At 74.1% G+C, this 23,877-nt stretch carries 21 protein-coding genes and 1 tRNA gene; 15 read left to right on the forward strand and 7 right to left on the reverse strand.

Features of this window, described 5'->3' with window-relative positions; all coding sequences use genetic code 11:
• The first annotated feature begins 55 nt into the window (after positions 1-55).
• The 3 genes from ACIOHG_RS04830 to ACIOHG_RS04840 all read left to right on the forward strand — a co-directional run bounded on the left by ACIOHG_RS04830 (position 56) and on the right by ACIOHG_RS04840 (position 3,468).
• A complete protein-coding gene (locus tag ACIOHG_RS04830) occupies positions 56-1,453 on the forward strand; it encodes a dipeptidase (RefSeq protein ID WP_400945315.1) in 1,398 nt (465 codons plus the stop codon).
• 97 nt (positions 1,454-1,550) lie between these two features.
• Positions 1,551-2,492, forward strand: coding sequence for an NAD(+) diphosphatase (nudC, locus tag ACIOHG_RS04835; RefSeq protein WP_400945317.1), 942 nt, complete (start codon positions 1,551-1,553; stop codon positions 2,490-2,492).
• A 190-nt stretch (positions 2,493-2,682) separates the two neighbouring features.
• Positions 2,683-3,468, forward strand: a complete 786-nt coding sequence (locus ACIOHG_RS04840) for a GntR family transcriptional regulator (protein ID WP_400945319.1) — start codon at positions 2,683-2,685, stop codon at positions 3,466-3,468.
• 139 nt (positions 3,469-3,607) lie between these two features.
• Here ACIOHG_RS04840 and ACIOHG_RS04845 read toward each other — a convergent pair whose 3' ends face one another.
• A complete protein-coding gene (locus ACIOHG_RS04845) occupies positions 3,608-3,859 on the reverse strand; it encodes a mycoredoxin (protein WP_400945321.1) in 252 nt (83 codons plus the stop codon).
• A gap of 159 nt (positions 3,860-4,018) precedes the next feature.
• Here ACIOHG_RS04845 and ACIOHG_RS04850 point away from each other — a divergent pair, with 159 nt between their 5' ends.
• From ACIOHG_RS04850 to ACIOHG_RS04870, 5 genes are all read left to right on the forward strand, one after another.
• Positions 4,019-6,304, forward strand: coding sequence for an ATP-dependent DNA helicase UvrD2 (locus ACIOHG_RS04850; protein WP_400945323.1), 2,286 nt, complete (start codon positions 4,019-4,021; stop codon positions 6,302-6,304).
• A gap of 159 nt (positions 6,305-6,463) precedes the next feature.
• Positions 6,464-6,880: a hypothetical protein gene (locus ACIOHG_RS04855; protein ID WP_400945325.1), complete on the forward strand. Its 417-nt coding sequence runs from the start codon at positions 6,464-6,466 to the stop codon at positions 6,878-6,880.
• Between the two features lie 171 nt (positions 6,881-7,051).
• A complete protein-coding gene (locus ACIOHG_RS04860; protein ID WP_400713295.1) occupies positions 7,052-7,417 on the forward strand; it encodes a WhiB family transcriptional regulator in 366 nt (121 codons plus the stop codon).
• Positions 7,414-7,827 carry a hypothetical protein gene (locus tag ACIOHG_RS04865; RefSeq protein ID WP_400945327.1) on the forward strand — a complete coding sequence of 138 codons (414 nt, stop codon included), beginning with the start codon at positions 7,414-7,416 and terminating at the stop codon, positions 7,825-7,827. Before ACIOHG_RS04860 ends, ACIOHG_RS04865 begins: the two co-directional genes overlap by 4 nt.
• 216 nt (positions 7,828-8,043) lie before the next feature.
• Positions 8,044-9,114, forward strand: a complete 1,071-nt coding sequence (locus ACIOHG_RS04870; protein ID WP_400945329.1) for a phosphotransferase family protein — start codon at positions 8,044-8,046, stop codon at positions 9,112-9,114.
• Positions 9,115-9,130: 16 nt separating this feature from the next.
• Here the strand turns inward: ACIOHG_RS04870 and ACIOHG_RS04875 are convergent, their stop codons facing one another.
• The 3 genes from ACIOHG_RS04875 to ACIOHG_RS04885 form a co-directional block, all read right to left on the reverse strand.
• Positions 9,131-10,237, reverse strand: a complete 1,107-nt coding sequence (locus ACIOHG_RS04875) for a barstar family protein (protein ID WP_400945331.1) — start codon at positions 10,235-10,237, stop codon at positions 9,131-9,133.
• A 101-nt stretch (positions 10,238-10,338) separates the two neighbouring features.
• Positions 10,339-11,679 (reverse strand): ABC1 kinase family protein, encoded by a 1,341-nt coding sequence (locus ACIOHG_RS04880; protein ID WP_400945333.1) that lies wholly within the window; start codon positions 11,677-11,679, stop codon positions 10,339-10,341.
• 455 nt (positions 11,680-12,134) lie between these two features.
• Entirely contained in the window at positions 12,135-13,316 is a 1,182-nt protein-coding gene (locus ACIOHG_RS04885; RefSeq protein ID WP_400945335.1) for a ThiF family adenylyltransferase, read from the reverse strand.
• 219 nt (positions 13,317-13,535) lie between these two features.
• Between ACIOHG_RS04885 and ACIOHG_RS04890 the strand changes: the two genes are divergently transcribed.
• Positions 13,536-14,225: a M48 family metallopeptidase gene (locus tag ACIOHG_RS04890; protein ID WP_400945337.1), complete on the forward strand. Its 690-nt coding sequence runs from the start codon at positions 13,536-13,538 to the stop codon at positions 14,223-14,225.
• Positions 14,226-14,314: 89 nt separating this feature from the next.
• On the opposite strand, the gene ACIOHG_RS04895 is transcribed toward ACIOHG_RS04890, so the two are convergent.
• Complete coding sequence (locus ACIOHG_RS04895) at positions 14,315-14,878, reverse strand: NUDIX hydrolase (RefSeq protein WP_400945339.1); 564 nt, start codon at positions 14,876-14,878, stop codon at positions 14,315-14,317.
• Entirely contained in the window at positions 14,875-16,518 is a 1,644-nt protein-coding gene (locus ACIOHG_RS04900) for a zinc-dependent metalloprotease (RefSeq protein ID WP_400945755.1), read from the reverse strand. The genes ACIOHG_RS04895 and ACIOHG_RS04900 overlap by 4 nt, the downstream gene beginning before the upstream one ends.
• Positions 16,519-16,708: 190 nt before the next feature.
• Here ACIOHG_RS04900 and ACIOHG_RS04905 point away from each other — a divergent pair, with 190 nt between their 5' ends.
• The 4 genes from ACIOHG_RS04905 to ACIOHG_RS04920 all read left to right on the forward strand — a co-directional run bounded on the left by ACIOHG_RS04905 (position 16,709) and on the right by ACIOHG_RS04920 (position 19,933).
• Positions 16,709-17,857, forward strand: coding sequence for an NAD-dependent epimerase/dehydratase family protein (locus tag ACIOHG_RS04905; RefSeq protein ID WP_400945341.1), 1,149 nt, complete (start codon positions 16,709-16,711; stop codon positions 17,855-17,857).
• An 87-nt stretch (positions 17,858-17,944) separates the two neighbouring features.
• Entirely contained in the window at positions 17,945-18,385 is a 441-nt protein-coding gene (locus tag ACIOHG_RS04910) for a molybdenum cofactor biosynthesis protein MoaE (RefSeq protein ID WP_400945343.1), read from the forward strand.
• A gap of 196 nt (positions 18,386-18,581) precedes the next feature.
• Entirely contained in the window at positions 18,582-18,749 is a 168-nt protein-coding gene (locus ACIOHG_RS04915; protein WP_400945345.1) for a hypothetical protein, read from the forward strand.
• 104 nt (positions 18,750-18,853) lie between these two features.
• Entirely contained in the window at positions 18,854-19,933 is a 1,080-nt protein-coding gene (locus tag ACIOHG_RS04920) for a PDZ domain-containing protein (RefSeq protein ID WP_400945347.1), read from the forward strand.
• Positions 19,934-19,972: 39 nt separating this feature from the next.
• Here ACIOHG_RS04920 and ACIOHG_RS04925 read toward each other — a convergent pair whose 3' ends face one another.
• A complete protein-coding gene (locus ACIOHG_RS04925) occupies positions 19,973-20,533 on the reverse strand; it encodes a PPA1309 family protein (protein WP_400945349.1) in 561 nt (186 codons plus the stop codon).
• Positions 20,534-20,695: 162 nt separating this feature from the next.
• Here ACIOHG_RS04925 and ACIOHG_RS04930 point away from each other — a divergent pair, with 162 nt between their 5' ends.
• Positions 20,696-23,665, forward strand: a complete 2,970-nt coding sequence (locus ACIOHG_RS04930) for a UPF0182 family protein (protein WP_400945758.1) — start codon at positions 20,696-20,698, stop codon at positions 23,663-23,665.
• 57 nt (positions 23,666-23,722) lie between these two features.
• Positions 23,723-23,796: transfer RNA gene (locus ACIOHG_RS04935), tRNA-Met, on the forward strand.
• The last annotated feature ends 81 nt before the right edge of the window (positions 23,797-23,877 follow it).

A 23,877-nucleotide genomic window follows, 5' to 3' on the forward strand; every position in this document is an offset into this window, starting at 1 on the left:
ACGGCGGGGGGAGGCCGTGGGCACGGACCCGATCGGGCGAACTAAAGTCGTCCGTATGACGAAAACCCCGGACAGCGCCGTCCGCTCCTACATCGACCGGCACGAGGACGCCTTCCTGGCCGACCTCGCCGACTGGCTGCGCATCCCCTCCGTCTCCGCCGACCCGGGCCGGGCCGGGGAGGTCCGCCGCTCCGCCGAGTGGCTGGCCGACAAGCTGCGCGCGACCGGCTTCCCGGTCGCCGAGGTGTGGGAGACGGACGGCCTGCCCGCGGTGTTCGCCGAGTGGCCCGCCGGCGAGGAGGGCGCGCCGACCGTGCTGGTCTACGGCCACCACGACGTGCAGCCCGCCGCCAAGTCCGACGGCTGGGACACCGAGCCGTTCGAGCCCACCCTGGTCGGCCGCCGGCTGTACGCCCGCGGCGCCGCCGACGACAAGGGCCAGGTCTTCTTCCACACCCTCGGGGTGCGCGCCCACCTCGCCGCCACCGGCCGCACCGCCCCCGCCGTCAACCTCAAGCTGCTGGTCGAGGGCGAGGAGGAGTCCGGCTCGCCGAACTTCACCGCCCTGGTGCGCCGCGAGGCCGAGCGGCTGGCCGCCGACCTGGTGATCATCTCCGACACCGGCATGTGGTCCGAGACCACCCCGACCGTCTGCACCGGCATGCGCGGCCTGGCGGACTGCCAGATCGACCTGTACGGCCCGGACAACGACATCCACTCCGGCTCCTTCGGCGGCGCCGTCCCCAACCCGGCCGACGTGGCCGCCGCCCTGGTGGCCGGCCTGCACGACGCCGACCGGCGGGTGGCGATCCCCGGCTTCTACGACGGCGTGGTCGACCTCACCGACGAGGAGCGGGCGCTCTTCGCCGAACTGCCCTTCGACGAGGCGCAGTGGCTGCGGACCGCCAAGTCGCACGGCACCCAGGGCGAGGCCGGCTACTCCACCCTGGAACGGGTGTGGGCCCGCCCGACCGCCGAGGTCAACGGCATCTGGGGCGGCTACACCGGCCCCGGCGGCAAGACCATCGTCCCGGCCGAGGCGCACCTCAAGCTGTCCTTCCGGCTGGTGGCCGGCATGGAGGTGGAGAAGGTCCGGGAGGCCGTCGCCGCCTGGGTCGCCGCGCAGGTCCCCGCCGGCGTCCGGCACGAGATCGTCTTCCCCGGCGCGACCCGCCCCTGCCTGACGCCGCTGGACCACCCCGCCCTGCAGTCCACCGTCCGGGCGATGGGCCGGGCCTTCGAGCAGAAGATCCTGTTCACCCGCGAGGGCGGCTCCGGCCCCGCCGCCGACCTGCAGGACGTGCTGGGCGCGCCGGTGCTGTTCCTGGGCATCTCGGTGCCCTCGGACGGCTGGCACTCGATCAACGAGAAGGTGGAGCTCGACCTGCTGCGCAAGGGCGTCGAGACCTCCGCGTACCTGTGGGGCGACCTCGCCGAGAACTTCCGGCCGTGACCGCCCCGACCGACCGCCCCGCCGGCGGCCGCTCCACGGACGACCGCCCCACCGACGACTGCCCCACCAACGACTGCCCTACCAACTGCGAACGGGGATGGACGAGTTGAGCAGCGCACCCGACACCAAGCACCTCGCGCTGGCCCGCGCCGGGGTGGACCGGGCGGCGCACCGCCGGCTGGACGAGCCGTGGCTGGCCGCCGCCTGGAGCCACCCCAGCACCAAGGTGCTGCCGATCTCCGGCGGCGAGGCCTTCGTGGTGGACACCGAGCGGGGCAGCGAACTGGTGCTGCTGCCCTCCTTCGAGGCCCCGGCCACCGGCTCCCGGTACTTCCTGGGCACCGACGAGGACGGCGTCCACTACTTCGCGCTGGACTGCGAGTCGCTGCCCGGCCGACTGGACGGCGACGCCCGCCCGGCCGGGCTGCGCGAGGTCGGCGGCACCCTCTCGGTCCGGGACGCCGGCCTGCTGGTGCACGCCGTCGCCCTGGAGCACTGGCACCGCCTGCACTCCTTCTGCTCCCGCTGCGGCCACCCCACCGAGAAGGCCGGGGCCGGCCACCTGCGGCGCTGCACCTCCTGCGCGGCCGAGCACTACCCGCGCACCGACCCGGCGGTGATCATGCTGATCACCGATGCCGAGGACCGCTGCCTGCTGGGCCGCCAGGCGCTCTGGCCGGAGGGCCGCTGGTCCACCCTGGCCGGGTTCGTCGAGCCCGGCGAGTCCATCGAGCAGACGGTGGTCCGCGAGGTGCTGGAGGAGGCGGGCGTCCGGGTCGCCGAGGTGGAGTACGTGGCCAGCCAGCCCTGGCCGTTCCCGTCCAGCCTGATGCTCGGCTTCGTCGGCCGGGCCCACCCGGACGGCACCGGCATCACGGTGGACGGCGAGGAGCTGTCCGAGGCCCGCTGGTTCACCCGCGAGGAGCTGCGGGCCGGCATGGCGGCCGGCGAGATCGTCCCGCCGTCCGGCATCTCGATCGCCCGCCACCTGGTCGAGCTCTGGTACGGCGGACCGCTGCCGTCCGCCGCCCGCTGGTGACGCCCGCCCGCCGGTGAGCCGCGGGGCACCACCCGGGCGTGCGGTCCGCGCCGCGCGCCCGGGTGGTGCGTCCGCCAGGAACGGTCGACCGCACCCGGAGCGTCCCGCCGGGGTTTCCCGCGCCCCGAAACCGGGCGTGGTTGCCGCATTCCGCTGAAACCGCGCGAGCCCACTGGCTACATTCACTCGCGTGACGAACCCCCGCGGCACCGCCTCCCCGCCCAAGTACCAGCGGCTCGCCGCCGACCTGCGCCGCCGCATCGAGTCCGGCGAGTGGAACGACGGCGGCCGGCTCCCGGTCGAGAACGAGCTGGAGGAGCAGTACGCGGTCGCCCGCAACACCGTCCGGCTGGCCGTCGACGTGCTGGTCAACGAGGGCCGGGTGCACCGGGTCCAGGGCAAGGGCACCTACCTGCGCCGGCGCGCCCGGCACGACCACCGGGTCTACGTCCGCCCGGCCCGCCGCGGCCCGATGGTGCCCAGCAGCGCCACCTACGTCGACGAGGCCCGGGAGGCCGGCCGCACCCTGACCGTGGACTTCGAGGTCGCGGCGGTGCTGGCCCGGCGGGACGTCGCCGACTGGCTCGGACTGCGGCCCCAGGAGACCGTCATGATCCGCCGTCAGCTCTGCCGGGTCGACCAGGAGCCCTACGCCATCGAGGAGAGCCACTACCGGGCCGGCCTGGCCGCCGGCACCGCCCTGATGAACGACGAGCCGGTGCCCGGCGGCGACGAGCGGATACTGGCCGCGCTGGGCCGCGCCGAGACCTCCGCCACCGACCACCTGACCGCCCGGATGCCCGGCCCCGCCGAGGCCGCCTGGTTCGGCCTCGGCGCGGGCGTCCCGCTGCTGGTCAACACCCGGGTCACCCGGGACGGCCGCGGCCCGATCCGGGTGGTCGAGACCCGCTACGCCGCCGACCGGGCCCGGCTGCTGTTCGAACTCGGCGAGGGCGCGGCCGCCGCCTCCGGCTGAGCGCGCACCGGTCGCCGGGAATCACAAGCGATCGGAAATGCGCGGAAATGCGCGGGAGCTCTGCGGAAATGCGGAACGGGCCGGGCGGAATCCGATCGGATTCCGCCCGGCCCGTTCCGGGGCGCGAATTGACGGGCGGTCAGACCAGCGCGGCCTGGACCTGGCGCAGGCTCGGGTTGGTCATCACGCTCTGCTCGCCCGAGGCGGAGACCACCACGACCGTCGGCACCGTCTGGTTGCCGCCGTTCACCGACTCCACGTAGGACGCCGAGGCCGGGTCCTGCTCGATGTTGATCTCGCTGTAGGCGATGCCCTCGCGGTCCAGCTGGCTCTTGAGGCGGTTGCAGTAGCCGCACCAGGTCGTGCTGTACATCGTGACGGTGCCGGACATGGCGAGGGACTCCTTCGGTCGACGGACGGTGGGCGGTCAGCCGCCCGGTGCAACGTCCGGCGGGCCGCCCCCATTCCGGAGGGTGTGCGGTGTGCTGATCCGATCATCTTTGCCACCCTGTGGACAACACCGTCCGAACTGTCCGGACCGCCTGCGAGGATGGGGGGCATGCAGGAAGACCTCCTCGGGTTCGACGACCCGCACGCGCAGTTCGGCCCCGTTCCCACCGGAGCGGACGCGGTGCTGGCCGGCCTCGACCCCGAGCAGCGCGCCGTCGCCACCGCCCTGCACGGCCCGGTCTGCGTACTGGCCGGGGCCGGCACCGGCAAGACCCGCGCCATCACGCACCGGATCGCCTACGGCGTCCGCAGCGGCGTCTACCAGCCCGCCCAGGTGCTCGCCGTCACCTTCACCGCCCGCGCGGCCGGCGAGATGCGCGGCCGGCTCCGCCAGCTCGGGGCGGACGGCGTGCAGGCCCGCACCTTCCACTCCGCCGCGCTGCGCCAGCTCCAGTACTTCTGGCCGCGCGCCGTCGGCGGCGAGCTGCCCCGGCTGCTGGAGCGCAAGGTCCAGCTGGTCGCCGAGGCGGCCGGCCGCAGCGGCCTGCGCGTCCAGCGCACCGAACTGCGCGACCTGACGGCCGAGATCGAGTGGGCCAAGGTCAGCCAGGTCGTCCCCGACGACTACCCGGCCGCCGTCGCCAAGTCCGTCCGCGAGGCCCCGCGCGACCCGGCCGAGATCGCCCGGGTCTACGCCGCCTACGAGGACGCCAAGCGGGCCCGCGGCCTGATCGACTTCGAGGACGTGCTGCTGCTCACCGCCGCCATCCTGGAGGACCGGCCGGAGATCGCCGACCGGGTCCGCGCCCAGTACCGGCACTTCACGGTCGACGAGTACCAGGACGTCTCCCCGCTCCAGCAGCGCCTGCTGGAGCAGTGGACGGGCAGCGACGGCGGGGCCAGCCTCTGCGTGGTCGGCGACGCCAGCCAGACCATCTACTCCTTCACCGGCGCCACCCCCGACCACCTGCTGAACTTCCGGCACCGGCACCCCGGCGCCACCGTGGTCAAGCTGGTCCGGGACTACCGCTCCACCCCGCAGGTGGTGCACCTGGCCAACGGGCTGCTCGCGCAGGCCCGCGGCCAGGCCGCCCAGCACCGGCTGGAGCTGGTCTCGCAGCGCGAGGCCGGCCCCGAGCCGGTCTACCGCGAGTACCAGGACGAGCCCACCGAGGCCGAGTCCACCGCCCGCCTGATCCGCGACCTGCTCGGCACCGGCGTCCGGGCCAGCGAGATCGCCGTGCTGTTCCGCACCAACAGCCAGTCCGAGGTGTACGAGCAGGCCCTCGCCGACCTCGGCATCTCCTACCAGCTCAAGGGCGCCGAGCGGTTCTTCGAGCGCCCCGAGGTCCGCGAGGCCGGCGTCCTGCTCAAGGGCGCCGCCCGGGCCGGCGACGACCCGCTGACGGCCGGTGCGCCCGACCTGGCCGCCCAGGTCGCCGCGGTGCTCGCCACCCGCGGGCACTCCGCCGCCCCGCCGGCCGGCTCCGGCGCCGTCCGCGAGCGCTGGGAGTCGCTGAACGCGCTGGTCCGGCTCGCCGAGGAGTTCGAGGCCGCCCGCACCGCGGCCGGCGAACGGGCCGATCTCGCCGCCTACGTCGCCGAGTTGGACGCCCGGGCCGCCGCCCAGCACGCCCCCGCCGTCGAGGGCGTCACGCTCGCCTCGCTGCACGCCGCGAAGGGCCTGGAGTGGGACGCCGTGTTCCTCGTCGGCCTCAGCGAGGGCACGCTGCCGATCATCTACGCCAAGACCGACGAGCAGGTCGAGGAGGAGCGCCGGCTGCTCTACGTCGGCGTCACCCGGGCCCGCCGCTTCCTCACCCTCTCCTGGTCGCTCTCCCGCTCCCCGGGCGGCCGGGCCTCCCGCAAGCCCACCCGCTTCCTGGACGGCCTGCGCCCCGGCTCCGCCGGCCCCGGCGCGCGCACCCGCGGCGGGCGCGGCGGCGTCGAGCCCGGCGCGGAGCGCTCGGCCGCGCGCCGGGTCCGCGGCCCGGTCAAGTGCCGGGTCTGCGACCGCACCCTGACCGACGCCGTCGAGCGCAAGCTGCGCCGCTGCGAGGGCTGCCCGTCCACCATGGACGAGGGGCTGTACGAGCGGCTCCGCGAGTGGCGCGCGATCCGGGCCAAGGAGCAGGGCGCCCCGGCCTACGTGGTGTTCACCGACGCCACCCTGACGGCCATCGCGGAGGACGTCCCGAGCAGCCTCGCGGAGCTCTCCCGGATCTCCGGGGTGGGCGCGATGAAGCTGGACAAGTACGGCTCCGACGTGCTCTTGTTGTGTGCGGGGGAGAGTCCGGAAGACCTGCGGGAGACCGACGGGTCGCCGGAGCACGCCCCGTCCGAGGACGAGGCCGGGGAAGCGGCTGAGAACTCGCCGGAAAAATAGTTTGCGCGCCGCGTGTACGGCGCAATAGCCTGCCGGAGCGGTCAAGGGGACGAGACCGCAAAGCTCGCAGAGGGCTTGTTTCTGCGTGCGCCGACCATCAACCAGATACCGGAACCCGGGCGACCGGGAACCGCGAGACGCCGAGAGGAGGCGAGTTCAGTGGAGAGCCAGATGATCACCAAAGTGACCGGAATGATGACCACCCTCGCCATGCCCCCGCGCGTCAGCGTGTCGGGTCTGGGTCTCGACGTGGCCGGCGGCAACGCCGGAGCCCTGCTGTCCGAGCACTGCCTTGTCAGTGTTCTCGGCAATGCTGGCGGCACCCGTGTCGAGGCAGGTCTGTCCCGTGACTGGGCCACGTTCGTCGACGGTATTTCGCTGTCCGACGAGCGACCGACCCAGGCGCCGAAGGCAGTAGCGGCAGAAGCCCTCCATGGGCGCTATGCGGCCGCCGTCGGCGCCGGATCCAACAAGCAGGACCAGCAGATCTCCCTGGCCGAGGCCGCCGTTCACGGCGCCGGAGCCGGCCGGCAGCAGGCTTTCCGCGGGCCTGGACCCTGGAGCGAACGACCCTGACTGATGACAGTCACGGGCGGTGCCTCCAGGGCCGCGGAAACCCAGCAACCGGGTTCCGCGGCCCTTCTGTTTTGTCCGGTACGCAAGACCCACCCAGGCCCCACGGGGCCTCCGACCGAGCCCGAACAACGGGCCGGCCGGACCCACATCGAAGACGAGGAAGACGCCACAGTGTCCACGGTCATCACACCGCCGCCCCTCCCGTCCGTACCGACCGACAAGACCAAGGCCGACCAGGCCCACCCCCCGGAGGTAACACTCATGCAGCTCACCGCCATCGACGAGGCTGACTCGCTCGGGCTCCCCATCCCGTGCCGGGCCTTCGACCCGGAGGTCTTCTTCGCGGAGACCCCGGCCGATGTCGAGTACGCCAAGTCGCTGTGTGGCACCTGCCCCGTCAAGGCCGCCTGCCTCACCGGTGCCGTCGAGCGCCGTGAGCCGTGGGGCGTCTGGGGCGGCGAGCTCTTCGTCCAGGGCGTCATCGTCGCCCGGAAGCGTCCGCGTGGCCGTCCGCGCAAGACCGAGGTCATGGCGTGAACCCCGCAGCCAGGACCAACCGCACCGGCTCCGCAGCCGTCCGCAGGGGAGAGCAGCCCCCGCTGGACACCGCACTGCGCGACTCGGTACGCACCGCGGCCGCCAAGGCCGACGCCGAACTCCACCGTCCCTTCCCGACCACGCACCACGAGCAGGACCACCACATGAACCCCGCCGGCATCGATCCGACCGTCCGCTCCGAGCAGACCCACGAACTCCAGATCCAGAACAGGACCCTCGAAATGCATCTCCTCCAAGAATCCCTGGCCCGCGCGCATATGCAGCAACGCCTCCAGGAGGCCGAGGAGCAACGCCTCGGCCTGCGGGTGCTGCGCGCGGACCGGCTCCGCCGCCGGGCCGAACGTGCCTCGATGCGCGCCCGCAAGGCCCTCGCCGTCGCCCTGATGTGACGGACGCCCCACCCCGCCGGCCGGCCGCGAGGCCCCGCCGGTGACCTTTCCCTGAACGCCGACGGCCGGCTCCCCACCCCCGGGGAGCCGGCCGTCGGCGCGTCCGTCCCCGGCCGCCCGTACCCACCCGCCCGCGCGGGTCCCGGGTCACCCGGGCAAATCCACCTGGTAGAACTGCTGTTCTTCGTTCGAACTGATCGTGCGAGGATGTGCGCCATGTGGTTCTCCCTCCCGTTCGGCGAGCGGCTGCGCGCCGAACTCGGTTCGCCCCGGCGGGTCCGCCGCCTGGACAGCGGCCCGCGCTCCCGGGTCTGGCGGGCCGAACTCTCCGGCACCCGCGTGGTGGTGAAGCAGCTGCTCGACGCGCCCGGGGCCGACGACCGCTTCGCCCGCGAGGCCGCCGCGCTGGCCCTGGCCGGCCGGGCCGACCGCCGCGGCGCCCGGGTGGTGCCCGCGCTGCTCGGCACCGACCCGGAGACCCGCACCCTGGTGCTGGAACGGGTGGAGCACCGCGCCCCGGCACCCGGCTGGCAGCTCGGCTACGCCGCCGCGCTGGCCGGAGTGCACGCCAGCGCCCCCGCCGACCTGGACGACCTGGCCGGCACCCCCGCCGACACCGCGCTGCCCGCCTGGACCGGCCCCACCGGCCGCGACCTCGGCTGCTTCCTCGCCCTGGCCCGCACCCTCGATGTGCCCGCCCTGCCCGGAGCCCGCGCCGAACTCGAAGCCCTGGTCCGCCGCCTGTCCACCGCCCCGCTGCGCTCCGCACTGCTGCACGGCGACCCCTGCCCCGGCAACGACCTGCACACCGCCGACGGCGTCCGGTTCGTCGACTTCGAGCAGTCCGCGCTCGGACCCGGCGCCGTCGAACTCGCCCACCTGCGGACCGGCTTCCCCACCTGCCCGTCCGCCGTGGGCACGCCCCCCGAACTGCTCGCCGAGGCCGAGGCCGTCTACCGCACCACCTGGCGGACCCTCACCGGCACCGACGCCGTCACCCCCGCCGACCTCGCCGACGCCTGCGCCGGCTGGCTGCTGCGCGGCGACACCCTCGTCCCCGAGGCCGACCGCGGCATCACCGACCAACTCGCCCGGCTGCCCCGCACCGACTGGACCTGGGGCACCGCCACCGCCCGCAGCCGCCTCACCCACCGCCTCCGCGCGGTCGCCGCCCTGGCCGACGCCGACACCGCCCTGCCGATCCTCGGCCGCCTCTGCGCCACCCTCGCCGACCGCACCCGCACCGCCTGGCCCGCCACCGCCCCCCTGCCCACCGAACGCTCCTGACGGACCGCCACCCCGGTCAGGCTCGGCGGACCAGCACCCCGCGCCCCTCCAGCATCCGGGCGACCTCCTCGGGGTAGTCCGCCAACTCCCGTTCGGTGGCTGCGAAGTCGTGCCAGACCAGGGTGAACGGCGGAACGCCCCCGAAGCCGCCGCCCAGGCAGTCACGCAGGCCGTTCCACTCCCGCCCGTAGTAGCCGCCCGGCCCGTTCACCGCCTCGCCCAGCGCGCAGTGCAGACCGGTGAAGTCCTCCACCCCCGCGCCCGCCAGGTGGTACTCGCCGCCGGACCGGTCCGTTCCGCCGGTCGGCCGGGCGTGCAGTGCCAGGGTCTGCCAGGCTCCCTTGCCGGCCTCGCTCAACCCCTGCCAACTGCCGGGCCGCCAGGGCCGTCCGGCCCGCCACTGCCGCCAGACCGGCCGGGCCGCAGCCCCCGGCAGCAGTTCGGCGTCGGTCAGCAGCAGGACGTCGACCAGCGCCCCGCCCAGGACGGAGGGCCGGGTCCACTCGACGTCGAAGCCGATCGGGCGCCGGTCCATCGTCCGGCCGGTGTCGTCCAGCGTCCACAGTTCGGTGTACCCGGGGTGCTTCCCGCGTCGCTTGCGCAGCGCCGCGCGCATCGGTTCGGCGGGCTCGCAGCCGATCAGCCGCACCGGCAGGGCCGGTGGGTCGTCCCGGTCGGCGGCCAGTCCGGGGACGGACCTACCGACAGCCAGGGGCGAGCCGCGTCCGAGGGTCAACTCGAAGCGGAGGAACGGCCCGTCGGCGTTCCGGTGCCAGTCGTCCGAGCGCACGCCCCCGCCGACCACGACGTCGACCAGCGCCGGATCGTCGGTGCTCGGCGCGACGGACAGGATCTCGGCGTCGACCAGATCCCACCAGGCCTCGTAGCCGCTCGCCGTCCGGCCCGCCATCCAGGCCGTTCCGAGCCAGCCGGCCGTCGCCCCCGGCGGGCAGCCGCGCAGGACCAAGACCTCGCGCGGCGGCGGAGGCGGATCGGTGAACAGGCCCTCGACGGCTGCGCACCGGCCCAGCAGCACCGGGCCGTCGTCCCCGTCCCCCTCGGCCACGATCAAGTACCGCACCGGGAACGGGCGTTCCCAGTGCCCCGCGTCCTCGATCCGCACCTCGCCGCCCCCTCCCGCCCTCGCTGTTCGAGCGCCCAGCGTGCGGCCACCGGCCCGCTCCCCGCAACGCGATTTCGCCCGGCGGCCCGCCCGGTGCCCCGTCAGTCCGCGGTGGGCCCGGCGAAGCCGGGGAGCCAGCGGAGGAGTTCCTCGTGCAGGCGGACGGTCGCGCCGAGCTGGCAGAGGACGCCGATGGTGGAGAGCGTGACGCGGTGGATCAGCAGGTAGGAGGGCGGCAGGTTGAGCTGCTTGCCGAGGTTGTAGGCGGGGGAGCGAGGGTCGGCGATCCGGGCGGCCTGGGTGCGCATCCACTCCCGGCTGAAAGTGAACTGCTCGGCGCGGGTGGGCTCGATGATCGGCACCAGGTAGTCGAGCACCGCGTCCGGGTCGAGCGAGACGGTCGGGCGGACGAAGTTCTCCTGCTTGAGCAGGTCGTAGACCGCCCCGGCGTCCCCGGCCAGGGCGAGCCGCAGCGAGGTGCCGATCGGCAGCGGCAGGCCGCCGGGCAGCCGGTCGACGGTGCCGAAGTCGAGCACGCCGAGCTGCCAACTCGACGCCGCCCGGCCGGTCTTGACCAGGCGGAAGTTGCCGGGGTGCGGGTCGGCGTGCAGCAGGCCGGTGCGGGCCGGGCCGGCGAACAGGAAGCGGGCCAGCAGCTGCCCGGCCCGGTCGCGCTCGGCCCGGGTGCCGTCCGAGACCACCCGGGAGAGCGGCTTGCCCTCCAGCCACTCGGTGACCAGCACCCGCCCGGACTGGGCGACCACCCGGGGCACCACGATGTCGGCGTCGCCGGCGAACTCCTGGGCGTGCAGCTGCTGGGACTCCGCCTCCAGCCGGTAGTCCAGCTCCTCGGTGACCCGCTCGCGCAGCTCGGCGATCAGCGGCTTGATGTCCATGCCGGGGATCAGCGGGCCCAGCATCCGCGCCACCCGGGAGAGTTGGGTGAGGTCGCTGAGCAGCGCGTCGCCCGCCCCCGGGTACTGGATCTTGACCGCGACGTCCCGCCCGTCGGACCAGACGGCGCGGTGCACCTGGCCGATCGAGGCGGCGGCGGACGGCTGGTCGGAGAAGGACCGGAAGCGGTCGGCCCAGTCGGCGCCCAGGTCCTCGGCGAGCACCGCGTGGACGGTGCGGACGGGCATCGCGGGGGCGGAGTCCTGGAGCTTGGTCAGGGCGGCCCGGTAGGGGCCCGCGACATCCTCCGGGAGGGCCGACTCGAAGACCGACATGGCCTGCCCGAACTTCATCGCACCTCCCTTCAACTTGCCCAGGGTGGCGAAGAGTTGCTCGGCGGTCTGGGCCTGCAGCTCGGCCGCGACCTCCTCCGCCGGACGTCCGCCGAGCCGCTTGCCCAGCCCCAGGGTGGCCCGCCCGGCGAAGCTCAGCGGCAGGGCCGCCAGCCGGGCCGTCCGGGAGACCGCCTTGCGCGGCATGTCAGACATCCGAGCCCCCCGTCCGGGCCGCCGCGCCGAACGCCGCGGACCCCACTGTCACCGCCGGAACCGCCGGAACCGCCACTGCCGGAACCGCCACCGCCGGAGCTGCCACGGCGCCCGGGCGGTCGACCGGTCGCGCCCGGTCCAGCACTGCCTTGCGCGGTAGATCGCTCACCAGGGCCTCCTGTTCAGCCGAACCGACCGGCGCCCCGCCGGCGGTCGTACAGCGTCGTACAGCGGTCGTCCCCGCAGGCCGCCCGGCCCGCGCACCCTCCGGGGCCGTGCTCCCGCGCCCCTCGCGGGGCGGTGGAGCACTGCTGGACCGGGCGGGGACGGCACCGGACGGGCCCGCGGGCCTGTCCCTCGGGCCCGCCCGAACTCCCGCCCGCCCCGCGGAGCCCGGTACGCCGAGCGCACGCACCAGCCACCGCGGGGCCGCGCCGGGGGTTCGACGACAGGCCCTAGGCCATTGTGCCCGCTGGCCCCCGGCTGACGGACTGCCAGAGGCACCCGCAATCGGGATGGCTGCGCAGCCGCAGCCGGCGGAGCATCCCGTCGGCGGCCGACAGCTCGCACCAGCCGTCCACACTCGGCGGCAGCACGCCGTCCAGGTAGAGCTGGACGTGCAGCGCGGCGAGCCCGGCGACCGTGGCGGCCACCGCGCCGTCACAGGCCGGGAGGCGGGCCCGGCCGGGGCCGTCGTCGATCAGCTGGGCCAACAGCCGGGGCCAGACCTCGTCCTCGTCCCGCCGGGCCAGGGTGGCGCAGGTGCCGCAGGCGGAGGCCCCGGGGACGACCAGCGGGCCGACCACGCCGAGGTGTTCGAGCACGCCGGTGTAGAGGTGCGGGACGCCGGCCCGCATCAGCTCCTGCGCGTCCACGGCGGCGCCGGTGTACGCGGCGGAGCCGTCCCGCGGGGCGAGCACGACCAGGGTGGGCGGCGGGGCGGTGACCGGCGGGCGCCGGTAGCGCTCGCCGACCGGGGCGCCGGTGACCCGGTGCACCAGCTCGCGGGCGGCGGTGGCGCGCAGGCGCCCGATGTCCGCGGTGGGCAGGCCGCCCGGGGCGCAGTCCCGGGCGGTGACCCGGCCGCGGTCCACCACGGTGACCTCGCCGATGCCGCCGGCCGCCAGCGCGGCGCCGACGGCGGCCCCGATCCGCCCGGCGCCGCGCACCTCGACCCTGGCCCTGGCCCGGCCGTGCAGCACGGTCGCGGCCTCGCCGGGCGCGGGGTGCACCAGCGAGAGCGAGGCGAGGTCCGGGGCGAGCAGCTCGCGCCGGGCGGGCGGGTACAGCTCCAGCACGTCCCGCCCGGCCTGGGCGTCGTCCAGCAACTCGGCACCGGCCAGCGAGTCGAGCACCGCCCGGCAGTACTCGGCGCTCAGCCCGAGCTTCTGCCCGGCGCCGACCACGTCCGGGCCGTCCCGGCTGCCGTCGATCAGTTCCAGGAAGTTCGCCAGGCTGCGGTCCACCCCCTCGATCACCCGGGCGTGCCGCCGCAGGGCGCCGAACTGCAGGGTCTGCTTGTCCCGCCAGAGCCGGGACAGCGCGGGCTTGATCGCCGGCCTGGTGATCCGCCGGGCCGCCCCCGGCTCCTCCCCGGGCGCGCCGGTCGGGTCGTTCACGGGCTTGTCGGTACGCATACGGGCTCCTCCGCCGCTCACGGACCCCGGCGTTCGGGATCGCTGGTGACCGCAGCTTGCCTGCCCGTCCCCGCGTGCGGAAATCCGTTGTCCACAGCCCCGGTGCGACTATCCGCTGATCACTGTGCACAGCCTGTGGACAACGCGGCCGGGTGGTCCCGGGTGCCGCGCCGCCCCGGTGCCGGACTTCTGTCGGGGCGACGGGGTAACGTCCCTCGCATGGCAGCCGAACGGGACTCCCACCGGTCGGCGTCGCGTCGGCGCGCCCGGGCAGCCTCCGGGCCGACGGCCGCGGCGTCGGGCGCGCACACCGGTACCGGCCGTGAGCCCCTCCCCCCGCACCTCGTCGACCACCGCCCCGACCACCTCGCCGACCACCGCCCCGACCGAGGTGCCGTCGAGGTCCGCCGCAGTGCCCGGCGCAGCCGCACCGTCTCCGCGTACCGCGAGGGCGACCGCACGGTGGTGCTGATCCCGGCCCGGATGTCGCTTGCCGACGAGCAGCGCTGGGTGGCCCGGATGCTCGACAAGCTGGCCGCGCAGGAGAGCCGCCGGGTGCTGGGCGACGAGGCCCTGCAGGCCCGGGCCCGCGAGCTCTCGGAGCTGTACCTGGACGGCCGGGCAGTGCCCGATCAGGTCCGCTGGGTGACCAACCAGAACTCCCGCTGGGGCTCCTGCACGCCCAGCGAGCGCACCATCCGGCTCTCCCACCGCCTCCAGGGCATGCCCGCGTACGTGGTGGACTACGTACTGCTGCACGAGCTGGCCCACCTGCTGGTGCCCGACCACGGCCCCGGGTTCTGGTCCCTGCTGGACGCCTACCCGCGCACCGAGCGGGCCCGCGGCTACCTGGAGGGCGTCGCCGCGGCGGCCCGCCTCCCGCACCTCCCGGACGCCCGTCGGACCTGAACGCCGCGCCTGACGCCGGGCCTGAACGCGCCGGACCCCCGCGGGTCCGGCACTCGGCCGGGCCCGCAGGGGTCCGTGGAACGGTCGGCTCAGACCAGCGCCCGGGCCCGGGCCACCAGGTCGCGCACCGAGCGGTCGGTGTCGGCGGGCAGCTCGTCCCAGCCGAACCAGCGCAGGTCCAGCGACTCCTCGCTGATCAGCTCGCGCGCCCCGGCCGGGGCGACGGCGACGTACTGCACGTCCAGGTGGGTGTTCTCCGGCCGGTCCTTGCCCAGGCAGCGGACCTGGTGCCGGTCCAGCTTCACCGGGGCCACCCGCCCGTCCACGGCGAGCAGTTCGAGCCCGGCGATGCCGGACTCCTCGACCGCCTCGCGGAGCGCGGCGGCCGCCAGCGTCCCGTCGCCGGGCTCGCAGTGGCCGCCCATCTGCAGCCACAGCCCGACCTTGGGGTGCAGGGTGAGCAGCACCCGCTCCCCGGCCGGGTCGACCACCAGCGCGCTGGCGGTGATGTGCGCGGGCACGCAGGCCCGCCACACGCCCTCGGGGTGGGTGGCGAGGTGCGCCAGGTAGTCCTGCCGCAGCCCGTCCTGGCCGTCCCCGGCGGGCGTCCAGTCGGTGAGCGTCCGGACGGTGTCGGCGTGCAGCGCGGTCACTTGGCGCCGCCCTCCTGGCCCGGGGCGTCCCCGTCCGACGAGCCCTTGCCGTCCGCAGCGCCGTCCGAACCGCTGCTGGCCGCGTCCTTGCTGTCCGCAGCGCTGCCCGCACCGCTGGCCGTGCCCTTGTCGTCCGCAGCGCTGCCCGCACCGCCGTCCGCGTCCTTGCTGAGGTCCGCCTTCCCGGCGGGAGCCGAGCCGGAGCCGCCGCCGGTCGCCCCGCCCGCCGCCTCGCCGAGCAGCTTGTCGAGCGCGTCGAAGTCGAAGCCGCCCTCCGCGCCGGCCGCGCCGTCCCGGTGCACGAAGCCGTCCGGGTCGTCCAGGTCGGCGGCGGTCGGCAGCATGTCGGGGTGGTTCCACAGCGCGTCGCGGCCCTCGATGCCGCGGGCGTCGGCCAGCGAGGCCCACAGCCGGGAGGCGTCGCGCAGGCGGCGCGGGCGCAGTTCCAGGCCGACCAGGGTGGCGAAGGTCTGCTCGGCGGGGCCGCCGGTGGCGCGGCGGCGCCGGAGCGTCTCGCGCAGCGCGGCGGCGTGCGGCAGGTGCGGGGTGGCCGCGGCGTGCACCACCGCGTCGACCCAGCCCTCGACCAGGGCCAGCGCGGTCTCCAGCCGGGCCAGCGCGGCCTTCTGCTCGGGGGTGTCCTCGGGCTGCAGCAGGCCGCCCGCCAGCGCCTCCTGCAGCGCCTCGGGGTTGGCCGGGTCGAGCTGGCCGACCAGCTCCTCCATCCGCGAGGAGTCGACCTTGATGCCGCGGGCGTACGCCTCGACGGCGCCGAACAGGTGCGCCCGCAGCCACGGCACGTGGGCGAACAGGCGCTGGTGGGCGGCCTCGCGCAGGGCCAGGTAGAGCCGGACCTCCTCGGCGGGCACGTTCAGGCCGTCGCCGAACTCGGCGATGTTCTGCGGCAGCAGCGCGGCCTTCCCGGCGGGCGCGAGCGGCAGGCCGACGTCGGTGGAGCCGAGCACCTCGGCGGCCAGCGCGCCGAGCGCCTGCCCGATCTGGGTGCCGAACATGGCGCCGCCCATCGAGCGCATCATGCCCATCAGCGGCCCGGCCATCGCCTGCATCTCGGCGGGCAGCACGCCGCCCATCGCGTTGCCGACCCGCTCGGCCACCGGGTCCACCAGGTCCTTCCAGACCGGCAGGGTGGCCTCGATCCACTCGGCGCGGCTCCAGGCCACCGCCGCGGAGGAGGTGGAGGGGAACTCGGTCGCCGAGTCCAGCCAGAGGTCGGCCAGCCGGACGGCCTCGACCACGGCGGTGCGCTCGGCCTCGCCGACCGAGCGGTCCTTGGACCTCCCCTCCGGCTGGTCGGCCACCACCGTCTGCCGGGCGATGTTCTTCGCCAGGTCCCAGTTGACCGGGCCGCCCTCGAAGGACAGCATCTGGCCGAGCTGCTGGAACGCCGCGCCCAGGTCGTTCGGGTTGAAGCCGCCCATCATCGCGGCGAACGGGTTGTCGCCGCCGCCCTGCCCGCCGGGACCGCCCATGCCGAAGAGCGCGCCGAACGGGTTGCCGGTGCCGAAGCCGAACGGCTGCTGCGGGGTCGAGTCGCCCGGCTCGCCGTCCTTCTTGCCCTTGTCCTTGCCGTCCTCGGGCTCCTCGGGGGGAACGCCGAATCCGAAGGGGAGGTCGCTCACGGGGTCCTCGATCTGATCGGCCGTCACGCGGGTGGTGTGGCGGGAAAGTCTGCGCCCAGGGGGGTCCGGACGGTTTCAATGGTCTCGCGGCCGACCGCGCCGGGTGCACCGCTTGGGCCGAGCCTCGGGCAGGATGGACAGTGCGTGACACTCGTACGTACGCACTTAAGCTAACCGTGGAGGATGGCCGGTGAGTTCCCCGCCTTCGGACGTTCGCTCTGGGCTGACCGAGGGCGAGGACGGGCCGGCCGACGCCGGTTCGCCGCCTCCAGCCTACGGCGGCAGACCGCTGACCGTGGCCGTCACCGGCGCGGCGAGCGTGCTCGGCGAGCGCGTCGCCGAGCGCCTGGTGGCCTCCCCGCACGTGCGCCGGGTGCTGGCGGTGGACGACCGCCGCGGCGAGGTCCCGGGCGTGCACTGGCGGGTGCTGGACGTGCGCGACCCGGCGGTGGCCGAGCGGCTGGCCGGGGTGGACGTGGTGGTGCACCTGGCGATGGACCTCGGCATGGAGTCCGACCCGCGCACCCGCAGCGCGTACAACGTGCGCGGCGCGCAGACGGTGGTGACCGCCGCGGCGGCGGCCGGGGTGCACCGGGTGGTGCTGTGCACCTCCGCGATGGTCTACGGGGCGCTGCCCGACAACGAGGTCCCGCTGGCCGAGGACTCCGAGCTGCGGGCCACCGAGGAGGCCTCGCTGGTCGGCGACCTGCTGGAGATCGAGCGCCTGGCCCGGCGCGCCCCGCGCGCCCACCCGGGCCTGCAGATCACCGTGCTGCGCCCGGCGGTGGTGGTCGGCCCGGGCATCGACACCGTGCTGACCCGGCACTTCGAGGCGCCCCGGCTGCTGGTGGTGGCGGGCTCCCGCCCGTGCTGGCAGTTCTGCCACCTGGACGACCTGGCCTCGGCGCTGGAGTACGCGGCGCTCGGCCTGGTCGAGGGCGAGGTGACGGTCGGCTGCGACGGCTGGCTGGAGCAGGAGGACGTGGAGGAGCTGTCCGGCATCCGCCGGATGGAGCTGCCCGCCGCGCTGGCGCTGGGTACCGCGGCCCGGCTGCACCGGCTCGGCCTGACCCCGGCCCCGGCCGGGGACCTGGCGTACACCATGTACCCGTGGGTGGTCTCCGGCAGCCGGCTGCACGAGGCGGGGTGGCGGCCCCGGCACACCAACGAGGAGGTGCTGGCCGAACTGCTCTCCCAGGTGTCCGGCAAGCACGCGGTGGCCGGGCGGCGCCTGGGCGGCAAGGAGGCCGCCACCAGCCTCGGCGCGGCCGGTGCCACGGTCGCCCTGATCGGTACCGCGGCGCTGGTCCGGCGGGCCCGCAAGCACCGGCGGATCTGACCCGAAGGATTCCGGGATGCGGAATCATCGCATCGTGATACGAAAATCCTTGTCGTCGATCGGCGGGGATGCGGAATGATGGTGCCCATGTCCGAGAACCACGACCCGATCCGCCTGCTGGCCGTCCGCGAGACCCCGCTCTCGCTGGACGAGGTGTACGCCGCGGTCGGCGACGACGCGGCGGGCGGCACCACGCTGTTCGTCGGCACCGTGCGCGACCACGACGGCGGCAAGCCGGTGGCCGCCCTGGAGTACAGCGCCCACCCCACCGCGGAGCGCGAGCTGCGCCGGATCGCCGAGAAGATCTGCGCGGACTTCCCGGTCCGGGCGCTGGCCGCGGTGCACCGCACCGGCCGGCTGGAGATCGGCGACGCCGCGGTGGTGGTCGCGGTGTCCTGCCCGCACCGCGGCGAGGCGTTCGCGGCCGCCCGGCGGCTGATCGACGACCTCAAGCACGAGGTGCCGATCTGGAAGCACCAGATCTTCACCGACGGCGAGGAGGAGTGGGTCGGCGCGGGCTCCTGCTGAGCCGGCCCGGCCTCTGGGCCGTTCGGCGTTCTCCCGGGCGGCCCGTGTCCGCGCCGGGGCGGGCTCGTTGCCCGTTCGGCGGTCCCTCCCGGCGGTGAGCCGCGCCCGGCCCCGTAACCCGGGTGCCGGTCGCGCCGTTCTCCCTACAGGCGGTTAATCTGCTGATACACATGACGAGCCTGTGGGGAGTTCGAAAATGGCTGCGCTCGCCTGGTTGATCATTCCTGTGGTGGCCGGACTGCTGGCCATGGTCTGGGCGGGGTGGGCGGCCCGTCCGCCGCGGGCCATGACCGATCCGAGTTCGCTCGCCGAGCACGAGCGGTTCCGCGCCGCGATGGAGCGGAGCACCGGCGGCGACCGCTGACGGCGGGGCCCCGTCCGGCGGGGCCCGATCGGCGGGCCCCGATCGGCGGTGCGGGGGGCGGACCGGCAGCACACCCCGGCCCGTCCTTCCCGTACTGTCGTGGCATGCCACGCCGATCGGCGACGATGCTCGCCGCCACCCTGCTGCTGATAGGCCTGCTCTGCGCCTCGGTGCTGACCAAGGTGCCCTTCACCGAGATGAGCCCCGGGCCGACGTACAACACCCTCGGCGCGCAGGACAAGACCGGCGAACCGGTGATCACCATCACCGGGCACGAGACCTACCCGACCAGCGGGCACCTCAACATGACCACCGTCCAGGTGACCGGCGCCAAGTACCAGCCCAGCCTGGTCTCGGCGATCGTCGGCTGGATGCGCGACGACGTGCTGGTCGTCCCGCACGACAACGTGTACCCCAAGGGCCAGACCGACCAGGAGGCCCAGCAGCAGAACGCCGAGGAGTTCGCCTCCTCCGAGGACAGCGCGAAGACCGCCGCCCTCAACCAGCTGAACATCCCGGTCGGCACCGAGATCATCGTCTCCTCGGTGAGCTCCGGCGGACCCTCCGAGGGCAAGCTCCACGCCGGCGACCAGATCGTGGCCGTCGACGGCGTGGCCATCACCTCCCGGAGCCAGGTCGCCGAGCAGGTCATGAAGCACAAGCCCGGCGAGACCGCGGTCTTCACCGTCGTCCCGCACGCCAAGGCCGCGCCGGTGCCGAACCCGGCGGACCAGGTGCAGGTGCCGATCACCACGGCCAAGGCACCGGGCGAGGACCGGGCGATCGTCGGCATCTCGCCCGGCGTCGACCACGTCTACCCGTTCAAGATCGACATCGGCCTGCAGGACGTCGGCGGCCCCAGCGCCGGCCTGATGTTCGCGCTCGGCATCGTCGACAAGCTCACCCCCACCGACCTGACCGGCGGCACGTTCGTGGCCGGCACCGGCACCATCGACGACGACGGCACGGTCGGCCCGATCGGCGGCATCCGGATGAAGCTGATCGCGGCCCGCGACAAGGGCGCCGAGTACTTCTTCACCCCCGCCGACAACTGCGCCGAGGCGGCCAAGGGCACCCCGTCCGGGCTGACCCTGGTCAAGGTCGACAATCTGGCCGGCGCGGTCAAGGCGCTGGACGCGATCCGGGCCGGCGACCGGGCCGCGCTGCCGGCCTGCGGCAAGTAGCGCCGGGCCCGGGGCCCCGCGGGGCCCCGGGCCGTCACCTCACTGGAAGGTGGCGAGCAGCGCGTCCGTCAGGTTGGGGACCAGGTCGGGGCCGGTCAGCACCTCGCGGGCGACGTCCTTCTCGCGCAGGCGCAGCGCGACCTCCCGGGAGCCGTCGCGCAGCACGGCCGCGGTGATCCGGACCTCCTGGCGCTGCGGGTGGGTGGCGACCCAGTCGTTGATCTCCTGCTCGGAGGCGTTCTTCGGCCGGGAGGACTCGGCGCCCGGCGGGAGCATCAGCCGCTCGACGACGAGGGCGCAGCCCACCACGCCGTCCGGCCAGGCGATGGTGCCGAGGAAGCGGTCGAGCTCGGTGCCCGGGGCGATCTCCTCCTGCTCGACCGGGGTGAGGCCGGTCGGGTTGCCGTCCAGGCCGAGCTGCGCGGCGAGCCGCGGATTGGCCTTGCGCATCTGCGCGTTGTCGACCAGCGCGAACAGCCGGGCGGGCAGGTCCCAGCCGAGGGTCGCGGCGTGCTCGTCGATCTCCAGCGCGGCCCGGGTGAGCGGGGTGGCGGCGGGCAGGCCGGAGGCGCCGGCGGTCAGGTCAGGGGAGTCGGACATGGGCCCATCCTCACACGGGGGAGGGGGGCGTCTCCAACTCCGACGCATTGCCCGGGAACTCCGGTAAAGACTGATTAAGTTGCACTGGAGACCGCTGCCCGTCCACGGCGCGGGCCCGTAATCCCCAACGACGACAGCTGAGGTGGCGCCTTGACGTTCCAGATGCCGGACCGGTCCGGTCCGGGTTTCCGAGCGAGGGTCGGGCCGCCGTCGCGTCGGGCACGGGTGCTGCTGCTGACGGTCGGCGTGCTGGCGGTGCTGTTCCTGCTGTTCGTGATGTTCTCCGGGCTGTGGACCGACTGGCTGTGGTTCCGGTCGGTGAAGTACGGCTCGGTGTTCACCTCGCGGCTCGGCGCCGAGCTCGGACTGGGCGCGGTGTTCGGCCTGCTGATGGCCCTGGTGGTCGGCTTCAACCTGTGGCTGGCCTACCGGCTGCGGCCGCCGCTGGCGGCGATGTCGGTGGAGCAGCAGAGCCTGGACCGCTACCGGTCGGGCGTGGCGCCGTTCCGGAAGTGGCTGCTGGTCGGCCCGGCGCTGCTGGTCGGCCTGGTGGCCGGGGCCGCGGCCGCCGCCCAGTGGCGGACCTGGATGCTCTGGGCGAACGGCACCCCGTTCGGGGTGAAGGACGGTCAGTTCCACAAGGACGTCTCGTACTACGCCTTCGAACTGCCCTGGTACGAGTTCCTGCTGGGCTTCGCGTTCAGCGCGGTGATCGTCTCGCTGATCGCGGCGACGGCCGTGCACTACCTCTACGGCGGCCTGCGGCTGCAGGGCCCCGGACGGCGGGCCAGCGGCGGGGCGCAGGGCCACCTCGCGGTGCTGCTGGGCGTGTTCGTGCTGCTGAAGGCGGTGGCGTACTGGCTGGACCGGTACGCGCTGGCGGTCAAGAGCGAGTCCTTCAAGAACGTGGACGGCTGGACCGGCCTGCGCTACGTGGACGCCAACGCGTTCCTGCCGGCCAAGACGATCCTGTTCTTCGTGGCGGTCATCTGCGCGCTGCTGTTCTTCCTGACCCCGGTCCGGCGGACCTGGGCGCCCGCGCTGATCGGCTTCGGCCTGATGGCGCTCTCCGCGGTGCTGGTCGGCGGCGTCTACCCGGCGATCGTCCAGCAGTTCCAGGTCAAGCCGAACGAGCAGGCCAAGGAGACCGCGTACATCCAGAAGAACATCGACGCGACCCGGCAGGCCTACGGCATCGCCGGCGCCGACGTGCAGCCGTACACGCCGAGCGACAGCACCGACGCCGACAAGCTGAAGCAGGACGCGCAGACCATCGCCGACATCCGGCTGCTGGACCCGAACGTGGTGTCGCCGACCTTCCAGCAGAACCAGGCGCTGCGCAACTACTACGCCTTCCCGAAGACGCTGGACGTCGACCGCTACGGCAAGCAGGACACCGTGCTGGGGGTCCGCGAACTGGACCTGGCGGGCGTCCAGCAGCGCAACTTCATCAACGACCACTTCAAGTACACCCACGGCTACGGCGTGGTCGCCGCCAAGGGCAACCAGGTGGACGCCAACGGCAACCCGGTCTACACCGAGCAGTCGCTGCCGACCGAGGGCTCGCTGGGCGACTACGAGCAGCGGGTGTACTACGGCGAGAAGTCCCCGGCGTACTCGATCGTCGGCCCGGGCATGGACGAGATCGACTACACCCGGGACGGCCAGCCCGACCAGACCTCGCAGTACAGCGGCGGCAGCGGCGTCTCGCTGGACAACCCGCTGACCCGGGCCGCGTACGCGGTGAAGTTCGCCGAGCCGCAGATCCTCTACTCCGGGGCGATCAAGGACGGCGCGAAGATCCTCTACGACCGCACCCCCAAGGAGCGGGTGGAGAAGGTCGCGCCCTGGCTGTCGATCGACGCCGACCCGTACCCGGTGGTGCAGAACGGCCGCCTGGTCTGGGTGCTGGACGGCTACACCACCTCGGACGGCTACCCGTTCTCCTCCAAGACGGTGCTCGGCGACGCCACCAAGGACTCGCTGACCGACCAGCGCGGCCGCACCCTGACGGCAGTCAACCAGGTCAACTACATCCGCAACTCGGTGAAGGCCACCGTGGACGCGTACACCGGCGAGGTGACGCTCTACCAGTGGGACGAGGCCGACCCGGTGCTGAAGACCTGGATGAAGGCGTTCCCGGGCACCGTGCGGGCCAAGGCCGACATCCCGGCGACGCTGCTGCCGCACCTGCGCTACCCGCAGGACCTGTTCAAGGTGCAGCGCGACCTGCTCGGGCAGTACCACATGACCGAGGCCACGGCGTTCTTCAACGGCACCGACATCTGGGACGTGCCGGAGGACCCGACCGTCAACAACACCCACGACGTCCAGCCGCCGTACTACCTGACGGTGCGGATGCCCGACGCGAAGGAGGCCAGCTTCTCGCTGACCACCTCGTTCGTGCCGGCCGGGCGGAAGAACCTGGCCGCGTTCATGACGGTGAACGCCGACCCGGGGCCGGACTACGGCAAGCTGCGCATCCTGCGGACGCCGCCCGGCTCGGGCGCGCTCGGCCCGGCGCTGACCCAGGCGAAGTTCAACTCGGACTCCGAGGTGGCCCGCCAGCTGTCGCTGCTGCGCAGCGGCACCGACTCCGACGTGGTCTACGGCAACCTGCTGACCCTGCCGGTCGGCGGCGGCATCCTCAACGTGGAGCCGGTCTACCTGGTGGCCCGCGGCGCCAAGGTGCCGGTGCTGAAGAAGGTGCTGGCGGTGTACGGCGACCACAACGTGGCGCTGGAGGACAGCCTGGACAAGGCGCTGGCCAAGGTGCTCGGCGCGGCCGCGCCCGGGGTCACCGCCCCGGCCGAGCCGAACCCGGGCACCGGCACGCCGACCGCGCCCACGACGCCGACCACCCCGACCGCGCCGACCACGCCGGGGAGCAACCCGGCGCTGGACCGGGCGCTGGCGGACGCCCAGAAGGCGTTCGACGACGGACAGGCGGCGCTGAAGAACGGCGACTGGGCGGCCTACGGCCAGAGCCAGCAGGCCCTGCGGAAGGCGCTGAACGACGCGGTGGCGGCCGAGTCGAAGAGCGGGCAGCCCGGCGGGCAGCCGAGCGGCCAGCCCAGTGGCCAACCGAGCGGCCAACCGAGCGGCCAGCCCTCGCCCGCACCCACGGGCTGAGCTGCGAGAACCGGATTGTTGGTCCACCCCGCGATCGTGCTACAGTGGTTTCACCGACGCGGGGTGGAGCAGCTCGGTAGCTCGCTGGGCTCATAACCCAGAGGTCGCAGGTTCAAATCCTGTCCCCGCTACTCAGTAGCGAAAGGCCCGGAGGCATCAGCCTCCGGGCCTTTGCCATTCCTTGGGTGTCGCCCCGATTGACACCCCAACTG

Origin of the sequence: Kitasatospora sp. NPDC088134, from assembly GCF_044741705.1 — a bacterium.
In the GTDB taxonomy this organism is placed as follows: domain Bacteria; phylum Actinomycetota; class Actinomycetes; order Streptomycetales; family Streptomycetaceae; genus Kitasatospora.

Excerpts from the sequence above, each read along its gene's own strand:
- ACIOHG_RS04870 (WP_400945329.1), top strand. The coding sequence starts at position 8,044 with ATGTGGTTCTCCCTCCCGTTCGGCGAGCGGCTGCGCGCCGAACTCGGT.
- ACIOHG_RS04850 (WP_400945323.1), top strand. The coding sequence starts at position 4,019 with ATGGGGGGCATGCAGGAAGACCTCCTCGGGTTCGACGACCCGCACGCG.
- ACIOHG_RS04845 (WP_400945321.1), bottom strand. The coding sequence starts at position 3,859 with ATGTCCGGCACCGTCACGATGTACAGCACGACCTGGTGCGGCTACTGC.
- ACIOHG_RS04925 (WP_400945349.1), bottom strand. The coding sequence starts at position 20,533 with ATGTCCGACTCCCCTGACCTGACCGCCGGCGCCTCCGGCCTGCCCGCC.
- ACIOHG_RS04890 (WP_400945337.1), top strand. The coding sequence starts at position 13,536 with ATGGCAGCCGAACGGGACTCCCACCGGTCGGCGTCGCGTCGGCGCGCC.
- ACIOHG_RS04910 (WP_400945343.1), top strand. The coding sequence starts at position 17,945 with ATGTCCGAGAACCACGACCCGATCCGCCTGCTGGCCGTCCGCGAGACC.
- ACIOHG_RS04915 (WP_400945345.1), top strand. The coding sequence starts at position 18,582 with ATGGCTGCGCTCGCCTGGTTGATCATTCCTGTGGTGGCCGGACTGCTG.
- ACIOHG_RS04880 (WP_400945333.1), bottom strand. The coding sequence starts at position 11,679 with ATGTCTGACATGCCGCGCAAGGCGGTCTCCCGGACGGCCCGGCTGGCG.
- ACIOHG_RS04885 (WP_400945335.1), bottom strand. The coding sequence starts at position 13,316 with ATGCGTACCGACAAGCCCGTGAACGACCCGACCGGCGCGCCCGGGGAG.
- ACIOHG_RS04930 (WP_400945758.1), top strand. The coding sequence starts at position 20,696 with ATGCCGGACCGGTCCGGTCCGGGTTTCCGAGCGAGGGTCGGGCCGCCG.
- ACIOHG_RS04920 (WP_400945347.1), top strand. The coding sequence starts at position 18,854 with ATGCCACGCCGATCGGCGACGATGCTCGCCGCCACCCTGCTGCTGATA.
- ACIOHG_RS04830 (WP_400945315.1), top strand. The coding sequence starts at position 56 with ATGACGAAAACCCCGGACAGCGCCGTCCGCTCCTACATCGACCGGCAC.
- nudC (WP_400945317.1), top strand. The coding sequence starts at position 1,551 with ATGGACGAGTTGAGCAGCGCACCCGACACCAAGCACCTCGCGCTGGCC.